General features: G+C 37.8%; 13 protein-coding genes and 2 pseudogenes. 9 read left to right on the forward strand and 6 right to left on the reverse strand.

Annotated features, from left to right (window positions below):
- Window positions 1-93: 93 nt before the first annotated feature.
- The 4 genes and pseudogenes from HMPREF0014_RS11140 to HMPREF0014_RS0206265 all read left to right on the forward strand — a co-directional run.
- Window positions 94-549, forward strand: a pseudogene (locus HMPREF0014_RS11140) (helix-turn-helix transcriptional regulator); the annotation flags it as partial.
- Window positions 550-632: 83 nt separating this feature from the next.
- Window positions 633-1,775, forward strand: a complete 1,143-nt coding sequence (gene zapE / locus HMPREF0014_RS11145; RefSeq protein ID WP_002050256.1) for a cell division protein ZapE — start codon at window positions 633-635, stop codon at window positions 1,773-1,775.
- Window positions 1,776-2,145: 370 nt separating this feature from the next.
- A complete protein-coding gene (locus HMPREF0014_RS11150) occupies window positions 2,146-4,311 on the forward strand; it encodes a malate synthase G (RefSeq protein WP_004887457.1) in 2,166 nt (721 codons plus the stop codon).
- Window positions 4,312-4,414: 103 nt separating this feature from the next.
- Window positions 4,415-4,540: pseudogene (locus HMPREF0014_RS0206265) on the forward strand (GNAT family N-acetyltransferase); the annotation flags it as partial.
- A 73-nt stretch (window positions 4,541-4,613) separates the two neighbouring features.
- On the opposite strand, the gene HMPREF0014_RS11155 reads toward HMPREF0014_RS0206265, so the two are convergent.
- From HMPREF0014_RS11155 to HMPREF0014_RS25915, 6 genes are all read right to left on the reverse strand, one after another.
- Entirely contained in the window at window positions 4,614-5,027 is a 414-nt protein-coding gene (locus HMPREF0014_RS11155; protein WP_004709090.1) for a biopolymer transporter ExbD, read from the reverse strand.
- A 19-nt stretch (window positions 5,028-5,046) separates the two neighbouring features.
- The gene (locus tag HMPREF0014_RS11160; protein ID WP_002050154.1) at window positions 5,047-5,469 is read right to left on the reverse strand and encodes a biopolymer transporter ExbD; all 423 of its coding nucleotides are present in this window, start codon (window positions 5,467-5,469) and stop codon (window positions 5,047-5,049) included.
- Between the two features lie 15 nt (window positions 5,470-5,484).
- A complete protein-coding gene (locus tag HMPREF0014_RS11165) occupies window positions 5,485-6,363 on the reverse strand; it encodes a MotA/TolQ/ExbB proton channel family protein (protein WP_004887455.1) in 879 nt (292 codons plus the stop codon).
- A gap of 43 nt (window positions 6,364-6,406) precedes the next feature.
- Window positions 6,407-7,123 (reverse strand): energy transducer TonB, encoded by a 717-nt coding sequence (locus HMPREF0014_RS11170; RefSeq protein ID WP_004887453.1) that lies wholly within the window; start codon window positions 7,121-7,123, stop codon window positions 6,407-6,409.
- Between the two features lie 110 nt (window positions 7,124-7,233).
- The gene (locus HMPREF0014_RS11175) at window positions 7,234-9,906 is read right to left on the reverse strand and encodes a TonB-dependent receptor (protein WP_004887451.1); all 2,673 of its coding nucleotides are present in this window, start codon (window positions 9,904-9,906) and stop codon (window positions 7,234-7,236) included.
- 520 nt (window positions 9,907-10,426) lie between these two features.
- On the reverse strand, window positions 10,427-10,540 hold the full coding sequence (locus HMPREF0014_RS25915; protein ID WP_102990548.1) for a hypothetical protein: 114 nt from the start codon (window positions 10,538-10,540) through the stop codon (window positions 10,427-10,429).
- A 142-nt stretch (window positions 10,541-10,682) separates the two neighbouring features.
- Here HMPREF0014_RS25915 and HMPREF0014_RS11180 point away from each other — a divergent pair, with 142 nt between their 5' ends.
- Genes HMPREF0014_RS11180 through HMPREF0014_RS11200 form a run of 5 tightly spaced genes read left to right on the forward strand, consistent with a single transcriptional unit; the run spans window position 10,683 to window position 18,447 of the window.
- Window positions 10,683-12,473 (forward strand): ABC transporter substrate-binding protein, encoded by a 1,791-nt coding sequence (locus HMPREF0014_RS11180; RefSeq protein WP_006580795.1) that lies wholly within the window; start codon window positions 10,683-10,685, stop codon window positions 12,471-12,473.
- A gap of 15 nt (window positions 12,474-12,488) precedes the next feature.
- Entirely contained in the window at window positions 12,489-14,312 is a 1,824-nt protein-coding gene (locus HMPREF0014_RS11185; protein WP_079377017.1) for an ABC transporter substrate-binding protein, read from the forward strand.
- Entirely contained in the window at window positions 14,313-16,346 is a 2,034-nt protein-coding gene (locus HMPREF0014_RS11190; RefSeq protein ID WP_006580797.1) for a M3 family metallopeptidase, read from the forward strand.
- 12 nt (window positions 16,347-16,358) lie between these two features.
- Window positions 16,359-17,297 (forward strand): ABC transporter permease, encoded by a 939-nt coding sequence (locus HMPREF0014_RS11195; protein ID WP_004709076.1) that lies wholly within the window; start codon window positions 16,359-16,361, stop codon window positions 17,295-17,297.
- 7 nt (window positions 17,298-17,304) lie between these two features.
- Window positions 17,305-18,447 (forward strand): ABC transporter permease, encoded by a 1,143-nt coding sequence (locus tag HMPREF0014_RS11200; protein WP_004887442.1) that lies wholly within the window; start codon window positions 17,305-17,307, stop codon window positions 18,445-18,447.
- The last annotated feature ends 7 nt before the right edge of the window (window positions 18,448-18,454 follow it).

Raw genomic sequence — 18,454 nt, forward strand, 5'->3', positions numbered from 1 at the left:
TTTACGGAATTAGGTAGACCTCGCACCCAAGTTGTGTCTTAAATTTGAATGGATTGGGGAGAACTCAGCTTTTGAATGTTTATGCAACAAAGCCATTCTACACATGCAGCATTTAGCCTAAGTAGGAATGTACTTGATATAAAAATTCCTTCAGCAGATATTATTACTCATCGTATCTATGAAGCTAAATGTATTAAAGAAATTAAACGATTAAATGAACAAGATCATCTAATACCACCTATTATTCAATATGTGCAAGATTATTTAGAGCTACAACAAGGAATTATCCCGAGCATGGCGGAAACCGCTTTTGCTTTAAAAATGCCTGAAAGGACATTAAGGCATCAATTGCAGCAGCTTAATACGAGTTATAAACAAATTCGTGAACAGATTATCAAGAATAAGGCGCTTAAGCTTATGGAATATAAAGAGTATTCAATTGAAGTTATTGCAGAAGCACTTGGTTATTCTGAACCTGCCGCTTTTAATCATGCGTTTAAAAGATGGTTTGGACAGAGCCCTCGGCAATATGGAAAAGAGTTTTACTGAGCATAACTCTTGATGCTAAAAGCTAATGTGGTCGGACAAAATGTTCGCTATACTCTCTTAAGTTAAAATTGAAATAAAATGATATGTTAAATTTAAAATCTTCTCATAGTACTGCATTTACTCCTTCTTCCCCAGCAGAGCGCTATGCTGAGGCATTGGCTTCAGGCCAGTTCATGGCAGATGAAGCACAAGCACAGGCAGTGCAAGAATTAGATCGTGTATGGAAAGAACTTTTAAATCGTTATAAAGCTTCTAAAAAAGCTTTTCGTCGTTTTCGCCGTCAAACCTCTCCAAAAGGTGTATATATGTGGGGTGGTGTAGGACGTGGTAAAACTTGGCTTATGGACCAATTTTATGAGTCTGTGCCATTTCGCCGTAAAACACGTATGCATTTCCATCACTTTATGCAACATGTACATAAAGAATTAAATAAACTTTCTGGTCAACGTAATCCACTTGATATCGTGGCTGATCAAATTTATAAAGATGCTGTTGTTATTTGTTTCGATGAGTTTTTCGTGTCAAACGTAACAGATGCAATGATTTTGAGTGATTTATTCCAGAAGTTATTTGTTCGCGGTGTAACACTCATTGCAACTTCAAATATTGCACCAGACGGTTTATATAAAAACGGGATTCACCGTGATCGTTTTATTCCCACAATTGAAATGGTCAAAAAGAACTGTGTCGTTTTAAATGTAGACGCGGGTGTGGATTACCGTTTACGTGTTTTAAAACAAGCTCAATTGTTTAAATCACCACTGGGCAATGAAGCTCAAAACTGGATCGCAGAGCGTTATAGTGCTTTAACTCAAACGCAAACAAATTCTCATGAACCAATTGTGATTAATAACCGTGTTGTTGAAACACTAGGTCACACAGAAGATGTTTTATGGTGTGAGTTCTCTGAGCTTTGTTTAAAGCCGCGTAGTCCTGCAGACTTTATTGAAATTGCCAATATCTATAATACAGTTCTGGTGAGCAATGTGCCGCACTTAACTGACTTCTTGTCAGAAGGTACCCGTCGTTTTATTTATCTAGTCGATGAGTTTTATGATCGTGGTGTGAAATTACTCTTAACTTCTCAAGACAGTATTATTGATATTTATCAAGGTGAGAAATTGGCTTTTGAGATTGAGCGTACACGTTCCCGTTTATTAGAAATGCAATCAGATGAGTATTTGCATTCTGAGCATCGTCATATTGATGCGACTAAAACTTCTTAAGGCATTAGATAGGAAAAGTGCTCTAAATTGAGCGCTTTTTTTTACAACAAAAATAGATAAATTTAGCTAAATAATACTTTTTCATTGTGCAAAGTTTGATATAACTAAATACGCTTTAGAAAAAATAAGATAGTGAAATTTTTTGTCTGTTAACAAAAAGTCTAGTTTCAGTATCTTTCAATATTGAATAAATTGTTGAGAAACCTAGTTAGAATTTTAATATTTTCCTATATAGAAAAATTTATCTTTGTCAATAGTTTTGCAAGAGAAAATGCTTACTATTTAGGAATGTGATATTAGTATTCAGCTTAATTTAAATCGGTATACTAGGTTTCTCTTGGTATAAAAAGTAGCAACTTCAGGAAAGACAATGACTGCACGTATTCAAAAAGGCAAGTTAGCGATTGCTAAAGAACTTTACGATTTTATCGAAAATGAAGCTTTACCAGGTTCTGGTTTAGATAGTGAAACTTACTGGAAGAACTTTGAGCAAGTTGTTGTCGATCTTAGCCCAAAAAATAAAGCATTATTGGCTAAGCGTGATGAATTACAAGCAAAAATTGATGAGTGGCACCGTAATAACAAATTTGAATTAGGTGCTTATAAAGCGTTTTTAACTGAAATTGGATATTTATTACCAGAAGTTGAAGATTTCCAGATTACAACCGAAAACGTAGACGAAGAGATTGCATTATTAGCAGGCCCACAGTTAGTAGTGCCTGTACGTAATGCACGTTATTGCTTAAATGCAGCAAATGCACGTTGGGGTTCTTTATATGATGCACTTTACGGCTTTGACGTAATTTCAGAAGAAGGTGGTGCTGAAAAAGGGAAAGGATATAACCCTGTGCGCGGCGCTAAAGTGATTGAGTTTGCTAAAAATTTCTTAAATGAAATTTTCCCACTTGCAGAAGGTTCACATGCTGATGCAACTAAATATGCAATTGAGCAAAACAAACTTGTTGTGACTTTAAAAGATGGTACTAAAACAGGTTTAGCTCATGAAGCCCAGTTCGTTGGTTTCAATGGTGAAGAAGCAAATCCTTCAGAAGTAGTACTTTTAAGTAATGGTTTGCATGTCATTATTGAAATTGATGCGAATAGCCCAATTGGTCAAACTGATTTAGCAGGTGTTAAAGATTTAACACTCGAAGCGGCGGTTACAACAATTCAAGATCTTGAAGACTCAGTTGCAGCTGTAGATGCAGAAGAAAAAGTTGAAGGTTACCGTAACTGGTTAGGTTTAATGAAGGGTACACTTCAAGAATCTATCGAAAAGAATGGTAAAACAATTGTTCGTGCGTTAAGCAAAGACCGCGAGATTAAAAACTTAATTGGTGGAACAACAAAACTTCATGGTCGTTCACTTATGTTACTTCGTAACGTAGGTCACTTAATGACGAATCCAGCGATTTTAGTAGATGGTGAAGAAATTTACGAAGGTATTATGGATGCATTGGTAACTCCATTGTTATCAGTTGCTGATATCCGTAGTACGAACGAAAATAAAAACTCTCGTAAAGGGTCTATGTATATTGTTAAACCAAAAATGCATGGTCCTGAAGAAGTTGCATTTGCTGTAGAGTTATTTGAACGTGCTGAGCAAGCACTAGGTTTACCAGCGAAGTCTCTAAAAATCGGTATTATGGATGAAGAACGCCGTACATCTGTAAACTTGAAAAACTGTATTGCTGCTGCTAAAGATCGCACTATCTTTATCAATACTGGTTTCATGGACCGTACAGGTGATGAAATCCATACTTCTATGGAAGCTGCACCAGTTGTTCGTAAAGAAGCTGTTAAAACACAAAAATGGATTGCTGCTTACGAAAACCGTAACGTTGCAATTGGCTTGAAATGTGGTTTACAAGGTAAAGCTCAAATTGGTAAAGGTATGTGGCCAAAACCAGACAGCATGAAAGATATGTTGGCAACTAAAGCTGCTCATCCAAATGCTGGTGCTTCATGTGCTTGGGTTCCATCACCAACTGGTGCTGTACTTCATGCGATGCATTACCATCAAGTAAATGTAAAAGCACGTCAAGATCAGCTAAAAGCTGAAGAAATGTTGTCATTAGACGACTTGTTAACACCTCCATTTGCACCTGATACAAACTGGTCAGCAGAAGAGATCAATAATGAGCTTGAAAATAACTGCCAAGGTATTTTAGGTTATGTTGTTCGTTGGGTTGACTTAGGTGTAGGTTGTTCAAAAGTTCCTGATATTAACAACGTGGGTTTAATGGAAGACCGTGCAACATTACGTATTTCTTCTCAACACGTTGCGAACTGGTTACGTCACGGTATTGTGACTCGTGAACAAGTTGAAGAAGTGCTTAAACGCATGGCAAAAATTGTTGATGAGCAAAATGCGAATGACCCATTGTATAAACCAATGGCAGCTAACTTTGAAACGAATATTGCTTTCCAAGCAGCTTCAGACCTTATCTTTAAAGGTTGTGAACAGCCTTCAGGTTATACTGAACCGTTACTACACGCTGCTCGCTTAAAATTAAAAGGTTATACAGGTGACTAATTTAAACCTGTTATAAAAAAAGCCTCTTCGGAGGCTTTTTTTATTTTCGGTATATTTTGTGCTTACAGATAAGGTGTGAATTTATAAATAAAGGATTTCAAGTTTGATTAACTTAAAAAATCTCGATCGTGAGAATTGGCTTCTATGCGCAAAATTATCATTAGATGATTCTCAAAAGGACTATGTTGCACCAAATGTATATTCTATTGCTGAGTCTAAAGTGGAGGATACTTCAAAAAAACGCTAACTGAAAATTCAAGTTAGCGTTGGAGATAATGGAGCTATATAAATTAAAAGAAATACTAGTTGCTACTTACAATTCCAATTTTAGTAACACCTAAACGCTGTGCTGTAGCCATAACCATCGCTACATTTTTATATTCAGCCATCTGGTCTGGTTTGAGTTTGATCTGGTCTTGATCTTTTTTTGCAACAACACCTTGAAATAAAGTCTCTAGTGCCTTTCGGTCCGAAACCGCTTGGTTATTCCAAAATACTTTGCCTGTTGCATCAATTCTTACATCAATCACTTCAGGTGGCTTTTCATTTGTTGGTGGCGGTGTGCCATTTGGCAAATTAATATTAATCGCGTTGTTTGGTGCAGGTATGGTAATAATAAACATAATAATGAGTACCAACATGACATCAATAAGCGGTGTCATGTTGACTTCCAACATCACATCGTCATCATTATTTGAACCGACATTCATACCCATAAAATTCTCCTTAAAATCATTACGGGGTGGCTGGAGGTGTAGTAACAAAGGCAATTTTGCCAATACCAGCTTGTTTGGTCGTACTAATGACCTGATCTATCGCTTCAAAATGGGTAAGCTGATCTCCTCGAATATGTACCTCTGGCTGCGGTCTTTTTTGCGCCACAGCCTGTAATTTCGCTAATAAAATTTCTTTATTTGGTACATAACTTTCATTCCAGAAAATATCTCCTTTCTTATTGACTGAGAGTTGAATATTTTCAGGGGTGGTTGCATACGGCGTATTCTTTTCTTCTGGTAGTTTCACCGGAACTGTATGAGTAACTACCGGAATAGTAATAAGAAAAATAATAAGTAGAACTAACATGACGTCCACCAAAGGTGTCGTGTTAATTGTTCCAATCATTTCGTCATCATCTTCAGAACCAACACTCATACCCATAATGTTTGCTCCTTATTATTTAATGCTGCGGTTAACTGAATTATTAGTATTAATTTCACCGCTTAATAAAACTGCATGTAAATCTGAACCAAATGAACGGACGTTTTCCATTACTGCTTTATTGCGTCGAGTCAACCAGTTGTAACCAAGTACAGCCGGTACTGCAACTGCAAGACCAATAGCAGTCATAATAAGTGCTTCACCAACTGGTCCTGCTACTTTATCAATCGATGCTTGACCTGAAATCCCGATAGCAGTTAACGCGTGATAGATTCCCCATACTGTTCCGAATAGACCCACGAAAGGTGCAGTAGATCCAACAGTTGCTAGAAAGGCTAAACCTCCACCTAAATGGTTTTGTACTTTTTCAATCGCACGTTGTATTGAAATGCTGACCCAAGTATTAAAGTCAATGCGTTCAAGTAATGAACCGCCGTGTGATTTAGTTGAGTTAATACCTTTTTCCGCAATAAAACGATATGCGCTACTTTGTTCCAAACCATCAGTGGCATTATCAAGAGAAGTGGCTTCCCAAAAACTTTTTTCTGCTTCTTTACCTTGACGTTTTACTTTTGCTTGTTGTAAGAATTTAGAGACAATGATGTACCACGTACCAATAGACATAAGTACGAGTATGAATAGGGTAGATTTAGCAACTAAATCACCTTCACGCCAAAGAGCTTCTAGACCATAAGGGTTCTTAACAGTTTCACTCGTTGCCGGCTTTGGAGGCGGAGTAGGAGTACTTGCGTTTGAAGTCGCTTCAGTAGTTGCTGTTGCAACAGGAGTATTACTGGTTTCTTCTGCAAAAACTGTACTTAATGGGAGCAGTGAGCATGCTGCGATTAAACTTGCAGAAGCGAAACGTACTAGTGGTTGAGTTGATTTTTTCATCGTGTTATCTCCAATATTTTTAATTTCTTACTAATTCAATTGTTTATTCAATTACGAATGGATATTCAATTTCATACCAGTCCTGCTGAGGCACGCCATCTTTCATTGCTGGTTTGAATGTACATAAGCTGTAAGCTTTAGTTGCCGCTTTGTCTAAGGTTTTACTGCCACTCGATTTTTTCACTTTGGCATCAATAACTTTGCCGGATGTATCAACTAAAACACGTATACGCACCGTACCTTGTTCTTCATTCATCAGTGCTTCGCGAGGATATTCCGGTTTTTCACAACCTGCGGAACCTTCTGAAACGCCACGAGTCACGCCAGTTGGTTTAGGTGCTGGTGCAGCAGCCGCCACTGGAGCGGGTGCAGCAACAGGGCTCGGAGAAGGAGTATTAGGTGCAGCAGGAGCCGGAGTAGCGACTTTAGTCGGTTGAGCTACCGGAGTAGTTTTTTGTACCGGTGTCGTTACTTTTTCTACCTGTTTAGGCGGCTCAGGAACCTTGGCAACCTTTTCGACCATTTTTGGCGGCTCCGGTGGTTTTTCCTTAGGTTTTGGCTCCTCTGGTTTTGGTGGAGGAGGCGGTTTAATATCCTGAATAATTTGTAATTCCACAGGTTTTTCTGCTGGTTTTTGAATATTGTTTGCTAAACCTGACATCAGAATATAGGCAACAAGAAGATGCAGAAAAAGTACTGCGGCAATACCAATAAGGCGTTTGGCAGATTTATTTTCTATGTCTGTAAAAGTCATGCCCATAGTTACTCCTGAAACTGTAGACAAACAATTTTTTAAAATGACTGTTTGGCTAAGAATGAGTATTTGTTCTGCAAACTAACTTTTGACAGTTATATTTGCAGAACAACCATTTAGAACTTATATGTACCTCGTACAAAGTAAGTACGTCCTAAAGGATCTGCGTAACGTGGGTCATAACCCATTTGGAAGTTATCAATTACGTTAGAAGCAGGTGGATCTTCATCAAATATATTTTTAATACCTGCTGTTAACTCTAGATTTTTAAATCCTTTGTAAGTTCCTGAAATATTGTAGGTTGTATAGTCACTTACTCTATGGTTTTGATCATTTGCATTTTGATCTTGATAACCACGAGAGAAGTTTTGTTGTAGGTTTAAAGCCCAGTTTTCGTAGTTCCAGTTCAGGTTTGCGGTATGTTTCCAGCGCAAAATAATCGATTGATAATCTAAACCGCTATATGACCCTGCAACACCTTTCCAGTCACCATCTGGTTCTGCTTGATATTTGTAGTCAGTGATATATGTACCATCAATATTGAAACCAAATCGGCCTGTGGCTGTCATTGGTGAAACCCAACTTAAGCCCACATCAAAACCAGATGTTTTAATGCCGCCTAAATTTTGTTGTGTAGTAATAATATAATTTAGTGAGCCGTCAGCATTACGTACAAATTTGTCTGCATATTTCACAGGATCTGCAAATATAGCCGCTTCGGATAGAGTAGCAATTTGCTTATCCACTTCTATATTAAAGTAATCAAGAGTGAAGGCTAAATTTTTCACAGGTTCAAATACTAAGCCCGCTGTAAAAGATTTAGACTCTTCTGGATTTAAACTCTTATTCCCACCATTTTGGCGTTTGAACTGCATATTACAGTCGCGCTCTTGTTTACCACCAGGTTGTACAACTCCTCCAGGACAAAGTGCTGGGTCATCATATGTCGCACCTGTATTCGTTACTGAGTTCGGGCCATTAACTTCCCAAAGTGTAGGAGCTCTGAAACCAGTACTATAAGTGGTACGGAACATTAACTGTTTAATTGGCTCCCAACGAAGTGCAAATTTTGGATTGAACGTATCACCAAAGTCATTGTAGTCATCATAACGAGCAGCAATTTGAGCTTCTAAAGTTTTGTGCAGTGGAATGTGAAATTCGGTAAATACCGATTTGATATTACGATCGCCCTTGTTTTCTGGTTCGTCTGGATCAGTACCTGTACTAGGAGCTAGTCGAGCAACATCTGCAACTACCTTTGAAGTCCAATCTTCATAACGATAGCTTGCCCCAACGGCGAATCCGACATCACCTGCTGGTAGTTTGAAAATAGGTCGACTTGCAGTGAAATCGACAGTTGTAGTATCTAAGTTGGCTTTTAGATATTTGCCTTTCACACCTAGTTGATCCCATACACCAGCATCTTCAGAATTTTGCGGTCCGAACGGATTTAAGGTGCCATTGTTTAAAGCTTCTTGAGTTTTGTCATAGTTTAAATAGCCACTCAAGATAGCATCAGAGGCACTACTATGCGCATAAGTCACACCTGAATTGATATCCCAGCCATGAGTTTCACCTTCAATACCGGCAAATATTCGATGTGACTGATTAATACTATTACTGATACGATTACCAGCTTGTGAACGTAAATAAAGATCAATAGGGCCCGTTGCACCAGCAAGAGCAGGAGTTATGCCATTTCCTGGATAATATTTACTACTAGGATCTAGTGTTAAATCAAAGAATACATCTGGTGCTACTGAAGTGGTAACCTCATTTCTTGCATATAAATATTCAGCAATTGCATTAAAATTATCGCTGAGTTTAAAAGTAGCACGGCCCATTACAGAAATATCTTCTGTTTTTGGAACAATTCCAATAACAGCCTGGCTGTTATATCTACAAGTTTTGCCATCAGGACTGCTGACTAGAGGGTCATTGCTACAACCTATAGATGCATAAGGATTGCCTAAACCTGGAACATTGGCTGGGAATGAACCACTACTGGTTTTATTTACACCTAATTCAGGTAATATGCCTCCACGTCGACTGACTTTACGGTCTTGGGCCATGACATCATCGCCTTTTCGGTAATCGACAACTCCAAAAACGTTATAGCCATTTTCCTCTAAGTCACCAAAACCGCCGAAAATGCTGTAGTCTTGTTGATCTCCACCTTTTTCTTCTGGTTTTTGATACCCAGCAGTTAAGTTAAGACCCGTAAACTGCTTTTTAGTAATGAAGTTGATAACCCCACCGATTGCATCTGTTCCATAAATGGAAGAAGCACCATCACGTAAAACTTCAATACGGTCTAACATAGCGAGTGGAATAATATTTAAATTGGTTACTCCGCTATCGTATGCATTGGCAGCTAATCTACGACCATTCAGTAAAATAAGAGTTTTGTTTGCCCCTAAAGCTCTTAGGTTTGCTGCTGACCCCACAGTTTTACTAGCGCCCACGTTGCTAGCAGTTACGAAGTTTGATTGGTTTGCACTAATTTTAGCTAATGCTTCTTCAGTTGAAGTTACCCCTTGTTTTAAAATTTCATCAACTTTTACAACGGTAATTGGTGAAGCACTTTGTGCAGCAACCCCTTTGATTGAAGAGCCTGTAACGGCAACTTTTACAACTTTTGCTGGTTTGTCATCATTACTTGTTTGTTCAGTTTCTGCTGCTTGTGCCATGGTAAGACACATCATGCTTAAACTAAGGGTACTTAATTTAAGTATTGTCTTGCCGATCTTGGGGGTTACCTGAGATCGAACATTGTATTTTTTTTTCATCGTGGACTTGATCCCTTTTTGTTGTAGTTAGCGATATTGCTGTAATGCTTTTAAGCAAAGCAAGTGCCAACTATATATTTTTCTTTTTTTAGTTTATGCAAAATACTGATAAATATTGATTTTATTATGTTTGAAGACAGAGTCTTTATTTGTTTTGATGAAAAATAAATTTTCCGTTTGGCAAATTTTTTTATATTGGCTAAAAGTTTCAAATTTATTTGTATAAAAAATATACATTAATGGACACTTCACATACTTAATAAATAAAAATGTATCGTTTTAGAACTTTACTATATGTAATGTTATACTATTTTCTGTAAGATTTTTTCACATAATTTTATTTAAATATCAAATAATTAAATTTATATTTTTTATTTGGTATAAATGAATTAATATGATGCATAATAAATCATCAATGTATTTTTTTTGTGCATTTAAGATGTTAAATGATTAACATATACAAATATAATATTTGGCAAAAAGTAACTTTTATTTATATAGTTCAAACGGATTTAAGTACCTAATAAAAATATGAATTTCGAATAATCTTAAATATTTTATTATGAATACCAATAGATGGCATGAAATTCGCTTTATATTCAGTAGTTACAAAACTCTGGGTACTTGAATTTATTTTTCCATTTGATCAAATAAAAAGATGATAAAGGAAAGTGAATTCCAAATCCCAAATAGGCCTATCTGCTGAAAAAAGAACTTTTCTTATGCGGATTTAGATGTTACTCAAAAGGTTAATATCTTTTAAAAAAATTAGTTATGTGGATATGAACTTGAAATTAAAATTTTTTAAGCTCGCCATTTTAAGTTTGGCTATTACTTCAATTCCATGTGCTTATGCAATTACGCCAGCACAACCAAACAAGATTTTGCATGTTGCCTATGAAGCACCAGATGACGGTTTTGACATGGTTAAAACCACCAATTTCTATAGTGCTAGTATTGCTGAAGCTATTTTTGAACCACTACTCAAATATGATTATTTAGCTCGTCCATTACAATTAGTTCCTTATACGGCTGAAAGCATGCCTAAGGTTGAGCAAGACGGTAAAGTTTATATATTTAAAATTAAGCCAGGGATTTATTTTACAGATGATCCTGCCTTTAAAGGCAAACGCCGTGAGTTAGTGGCCGAAGATTATATTTATTCAATTAAGCGTATTTTAGACCCTAAAAATCGAGCACCTTCTGTTTCTTTTCTGGATGGAAAATTGCTGGGTGCCGATGCAGTGGTAGCTCAAGCAAAGAAAACTGGAAAGTTTGATTATGCCGCCCCAATTGCAGGGCTTAAAGCGACTGATCGATATACTCTCCAATTTACGTTAACTCGCCAAGACTATAATTTTCCTTATATTCTTGCTTATATTGCTTTTGGGGCCGTTGCTAAAGAGGTTGTTGACTATTACGGTGATCGTATTGGTATGCATCCAGTGGGTACCGGACCGTATATGTTAAGTAAATATGTTCCAAGAAGTAAGGTCGAGTTGGTTGCCAATCCTGATTATCGTGGTTTTGTCTGGAATTTTAAGTCAACAGGAACACCGTGGGATAACCAGCTTGTTAAAGAAATGTCTGGAAAGAAAATGCCACAAATTGGCAAAGTTGTAGTGAGCATTATAGAAGAACAACAATCAAGATGGTTAGCCTTTCAATCGGGTCAATTAGATTTTGACAAACTTACGGCAGATGCCGTTCCTCAAGCGTTAGATGGCAATCAACTTAAAGCTTCTTTTCAAAAAAAAGGAATTAAACACTTTCCATATAAAGAACCTGAAATGACCTATACCATGATGAATATGCGTGATCCGGTTATTGGTGGTTTTAGTCCAGAAAAAATTGCACTTCGTCGCGCAATTACTTTGGCCTATGACCAAAAAGAAAGCATAAAACAGGCATATAAAGGTCAGGCAGTTAGAGCAGAAATGTTTATACCTGAAGGTGTAAACGGGTATAACCCAAAGTATAAAAGTAGCGTAGGATATAATCCTCGGTTAGCAAATAAACTACTTGATTATTATGGTTATAAAAAAGGAGCTGATGGCTATCGGACCTTACCAAATGGCAAGCCTTTAGTTTTAAAAATTAATAATGAAAATAGCTCAGCTGCAGTTATTCTTTCCGAACTCTGGAAAAAAAATTTAGATGCGATTGGCATTCGTGCTGACTTTAAAGTAAGTAATTTTGCAGATAACTTAAAAGCCGCGACACAATGTAAATATATGATCTGGAGTGGGGCATGGATTGCTGACTATCCCGAAGGAGATAATTTTGCACAATTACTATATGGACCAAATGCTGGGCAGGGAAACCATGCCTGTTATCAGTCTAAAACATATGATGCTCTTTATACTCAGGCCATTCATTTACCACCGCAACAACGTCTACCATATTATGAAAAGCTTAATCGCCAGATTGAAGCAGACAATCCTTGGATCATTCATGTAACTCGAATTCGCAATTGGTTGATACGGCCACAAGTTCAGGGTTTTAAACCTCACCCGATGATAAATACAAGCTGGCAATATCTTGATATTACCCCCGTTAAAAAATAATTTTAGATAAAGATCATCATGACTGAAAATTTAAGACTAAAGCTCAAGCACTGTAGTGTAGGCCTATTATTTGCCGGAATGGCATTAACGGGGAACACGACTATTTTTGCCAAAAGTCCAGCCGATCCGAATAAAATTTTACATTATACGTTCCCGACAGCTGAAACAGGTTTCGACCCAGCGTATATCCATGATTTATATTCGGCGCATGTAACTACTTCGATATTTGAAACTTTATATACCTATGACTATTTAGCAAGGCCAGCAAAGCTTATTCCTCAAATCGCAACTGCTATGCCTGAAGTGAGTGCAGATGGTCTGACTTATACTATTCACATTAAAAAAGGTATTTATTTTACGCCAGACCCTGTTTTTAAAGGCAAACCTAGAGAGTTAACGGCTTATGATTATGCATACTCTTTTAAGCGGTTATTGGACCCAACTTTACGTTCACCAAATAGCTGGTTGCTGGAAAACAAAATTGAAGGTATGGATGCGTTAGTACAATCAGCTAATAAAACAGGAAAATTTAATTATGATCAAAGTGTGAGTGGTTTGCAGACCCCTGATAAGTACACCTTGGTTATTCGATTAATAAAACCTGATTATAACTTTCCTTTATTACTGGCACATGACCCTACAGGGGCTGTAGCACGTGAAGTTATCGAAAAATATAAAGATAAAGCTGGCTTTGTTATGGGGCATCCAGTAGGAACAGGACCTTATATGCTCAGTAAATGGGTGCCTGCTTCACGCATAGTTTTAAAAGCGAATCCTGATTATCGTGGCTTTACTTGGAATTTTGTCGCCAGTACCCCTGAAGATCAAGCTATTGTGAAGCATCTTAAGGGAAAACAAATGCCTCAAATTGGTACAATTGATATTCAGGTGATGGAGGAAAACCAGTCAAGATGGTTAGCATTTCAGCGTGGTGAAGTTGATATCATTCAGCTCGAAGGGCAATTAGTCTCGAAAGCCATTAAAGACGGTAAATTAAGACCCGAGCTTGTAAAAGAGGGTGTGCAATTATCACGTATCGTCGATCCAGAAATTAGTTATAACTATTGGAATCTTAAAAATCCTGTAGTTGGTGGAATGAGTAAAGAAAAAATCGCTTTACGCCGTGCAATTGCAATGTCCCGTTCAATAGATCAAGAAATTAAGTTAGTGCGTAACGGTGATGCAGAGCGTCTACATTTCCCAGTTCCACCAGGTGTAGTAGGGGCCGAACCTCAATATAGAAGCAGTATCCCATATTCGGTTAAAGCAGCAAATTTATTATTAGATAAATATAACTACAAAAAAGATGCATCAGGATGGCGTACACAACCAAATGGTAAGCCTCTGGTCATTGAATATATGGCGCGTAATGACAGTATTGGTCAGCAAAGCGCTGAGCTTTGGAAAAAGAACTTTGACAGTTTGAATATCCGGATGGTGTACAAGCCAATGCTCTTTTCAGACCTCATTCGGGCACAAAAACAGTGTGACGGAATGTTCGGTTCCTCTGCATGGATAGCCGATTATCCGGATGGGGATAATTTTATGCAGAATTTTTATGGTCCGAATACCCATATGACCAACTGGTCTTGCGGTTCAATACCGGAGTTTGATCAATTATACCGTCAGTCTCAACAGGTTAAGCCAGGCCCAGAACGAGACATGATTTATCGAAAAATGACACGTTTATTAGAAGTTTATATGCCAGTGCAAGTCTTGTATGCACGTTATAGAAATATGTTGGCTCAACCACGAATCATTGGATATAAGAAGCATCCGATTTTACATGCTGAATGGATGTACTTCGATATTGATACAAATACGAAATCTAATCATTAAATGAAAAAAATTGGAGATACGATGAAAAATAACACACTGAAAATGACTAGTTTATGTATGTTGACGATAGGTATAAGTCAGTTTGCATCGGCAGAGACCACACGTGCAACCTTACCATTACTTAAGGCAGAACAACTCCCAGCATGGTGCGATTCTAATTTAAAAAAAATCCAGCAAGAGATTTCAAACTTTGAAAAAACACCTGTTAAAACTGATGCTGCCGCAGCTCCAATATTAGCAAAGTGGGATAAAATTTTTGCTCATCTTGAAGATTTTTCAGGACCCATAGGTTTATATAGTAATGTAGATCCAGATGCGAAATTACGTAAAGCAGCAGAAGATTGTGAGATCAAAATTAATCAATTTCATACTGATATATTCCAAAACCCAAAACTGTATAACGTAATTAAAAATACAAAAGCAACTGATCCGATAGATCAGAAATACCGTCAGGATATTCTGGATCAGTTTGAAGACACAGGTGTTCAGCTAGAACCAGCAAAACGCGCAAGAATGAAAGCGATTCTTGATGAATTGACTAAACTCGAGCAAGAATATAACCGCAATATTCGTGATAACCCTGAAAAACTTGAATTTACACCTGAAGAGATGAAAGGTCTGCCAGAGAGTTATATTTCAGGGTTAAAGAAAAATGCCAAAGGAAACTATTTATTAGGTTTTGAGTATCCGGAATATCGTCCATTTATGGAACTGGCAGATAATGATGATGCCAGAAAAAGATACCAGATTGCATTTACACGACGCGGTACTGAACAAAACTTAAAATTACTCAAGCAGGCAATAGATTTGCGTTATGAATTGGCGCAATTATTTGGCAAAGCAAGTTATGCTGATTGGGCGTTAAAAGACCGTATGGCAAAAACGCCAGAAACTGTAAATCAATTCTTAGCAGAAGTACAAAAAACGGTAGCACCACTTGAGCGCAAAGAAGTAGAAGAGCTCCGTGCATTTAAAGCACAAACTTTAAAAACACCATTAGATAAAACCGAGATAACACGTTGGAGTGAAGCTTACTGGAGTGAAAAACTTCGTAAGAGCAAATATCAAATTGATCAGGAAAAGCTTCGTGATTATTTCCCGACTTTAGCAGCACAAAAATGGTTATTTGCTATTTCATCTGATCTTTATGGTATTGATTTTAAACCTGTCAAAGTGAAAGCATGGCAGAGCGAAGTTGAATATTACGATGTAGTCGATAAAAAGACAGGAAAACTTCTAGGCGGCCTATATATGGATAAATTCCCTCGCGAAGGGAAATATGGTCATGCTGCCGTTTGGGGAGTATATGGTGGCAGCACTTTAACCAACCGCTTACCGGTTTCAGCATTAGTCACAAACTTTAACCGTAAAGGTTTAAATAGTGATGAGCTCGAAACTTTTGTGCATGAATTTGGTCATGCCTTACATGGCATTTTATCTAATACCCGTTATGCAAGCCAGTCTGGAACATCTGTAGAGCGTGACTTTGTAGAAGCACCATCTCAAATGTATGAAGAGTGGGCACGCCGTAAAGAAACCTTATCTAAAGTGGCCGATTATTGTGACCCGGCATGCCCACGAGTTGATGATGAATTAATTGCCCGTTTAAAAGCAGTACATAACTATGGGCGCGGTTTACGTTACGCACGTCAAACGCTTTATGCACAGTACGATATGGCGCTTCATACGGCTGATGCCTTAAAAGTAAAACCTTTAGAAACTTGGCAAAAAATGGAAGCAGCTACAGCTTTGGGATATGTCCCAACAACAGAGTTTCCTGGTCAGTTTGGACACTTGATGGGTGGTTATCAAGCAGGTTACTACGGTTATATGTGGTCTGAGGTTTTAGCTTTAGACATGCTTTCTGCTTATGGTGACAACTTAAATAACCCACAAGTAGGACAACGTTATCGCCAGACTATTTTATCGCAAGGTAGCCAAAAACCGGCAGCTGAATTGGTTAAAGATTTCCTTGGTCGTGATCCTGACAATAAAGCATTCTTTAACGAAATTACCGGACAACGGGTTAAATAAGGAATTATCACTATGCTGGCATATGTTATTCGGCGGTTATGGCAGATGATTCCAACCATGTTGGGAGTAGTACTGTTTATCTTTATTCTTTTTAACTGGGTCGGTGGAGATCCGGCCTATATTCTGGCAGGTAAGATGTCTAATCCTGAGCAGATTGAAAACATTCGTAAGCAACTAGGTGTCGATCAGCCTTATTACGTTCAGCTCTGGATTTTTATTAAGCAGATTCTTACTTTTGACTATGGCGCAAGTTGGAGTACTGGCGAGCCAGTTTCACAAATTATTTTAACTCGCTTGGGGCCTTCATTAACGCTCCTAATTCCACTCACTATTTTACAAACCGTTATTTCAATTGGCTTGGCTCTAGCTGTATCGGCAGTACGTGGTTCTTTAACAGATCGTATGGTCATGATGTTATGTACTATTGGTATGTCGATCAGTATCTTGGTTTATATTATTGTTTTTCAATATGTTTTGGCTTATCAGTTAAGTTGGTTTCCAGTGCAGGGCTGGAGCGATAACTTTACCGATAATTTATTTAAGTTTGCCTTGCTTCCAATTTTAATTATGTTGGTGGTGAGTATTGCACCTACTTTACGTTTATACCGTAGTTTTGTGCTTGATGAGATTAACCAAGATTATGTTAGAACGGCACGGGCTAAAGGTGTAGGGGAAAGCCGAATTTTAGGTGTGCATGTTTTACGTAATGCCTCAATTCCTATTATTACCGATGTGATGGCGACTTTGCCTGCATTGCTCATAGGTGCATTTTTAATTGAACGTTTTTTTGGTATTCCCGGTATTGGTCGAGAAGTAATTATCGCGGTTGAGCGAAGTGATTTTCCTGTGATTAAAGCAATTACAGTGTATATCGCAGCTGCAACCATGATATTTAACTTGATTGCCGATTTGGTCTACAAAGTGGTTGATCCACGTGTACAGTTGAAGTAGGTGGGTTATGCTAAGTGTTCTAACAAAAAGAAAATTACAAACCCAGACAGCTCCAGCTTCAGCGGGTTTATGGCGCCTTGCAATGCGCCGTCTTCGGGCTGACAAAATTGCAATTGCATCGCTCATTGTTGTGCTGTTCTATCTGGTCGTATTGCTACTATCATTTACTGGCGTGATTGCATCAGACTGGAATAAAGAAGTTGCTGTCAGTTATGCACCTCCTACATTTATTGGTGCAGATAAAACAAATGAAGCTTTGCAAAAGACAGCTGCTGTAGATGAAGAGTTACCGGAAAATCCAGTCGATCCTTTAAAAGATGTCATTCACCAACTCAAGGCTGAAATTAAACAAGAAAAGACCTCTGGAAGTGCAATTGATTATTATGGTGTAGTTGACCCGCTAGCTGATGATATGAAAGCAATTGATCAGCAACTAGGTGGACACTTACTCGATCAGCAAAGTGAACTAAAAAGTACTCTTATATTTGGGGCCGACAAATGGGGACAAGATGTTCTTAAAAAAACCATTAAAGGTGCTGAAACTTCAATTATTGTAGGGCTAGTTTCTGCATTACTCGCAGTGACCTTAGGCACATTATTAGGGGCAATTTCAGGCTACTTTGGTGGTTGGGTAGATGACATCCTTAACTGGTTTTATAACATTTTTACTTCCATTCCATATTTATTATTAGTTCTTGCGATAGCTGCCGTACTGCAACAAAAGGGCATTTTATCTATTGTTTTGATTTTAGGTTTAACGGGTTGGACTGGTGTTTACCGTTTAATTCGTGCGGAGTATATGAAACATACCTCACGTGAATATGTTCTGGCGGCCAAGGCAATTGGTGTTGGCCATTTTCGCCGTATGTTTATTCATATTTTTCCTAATGTCAGCCATATCGCTTTGGTTCAAATGTCGATTTTGGTGGTTTCCTTTATTAAATCGGAAGTTATTTTAAGTTTCTTGGGCTTCGGTGTTCCTGTAGGGGTAGTGTCTTGGGGCAGTATGTTAAATGAAGCTCAAAGTGAACTTCTTTTAGGAAAATGGTGGCAGCTTGTTGCAGCCTCGGTAGCAATGGCTGTTTTGGTTACGGCATTTTCAATGTTTACTGATGCACTGCGTGATGCATTAGATCCAAAACTAAAATAAGAGGAAA

It is taken from the genome of Acinetobacter sp. RUH 2624 (assembly GCF_000162375.2).
Lineage (GTDB): Bacteria > Pseudomonadota > Gammaproteobacteria > Pseudomonadales > Moraxellaceae > Acinetobacter > Acinetobacter nosocomialis.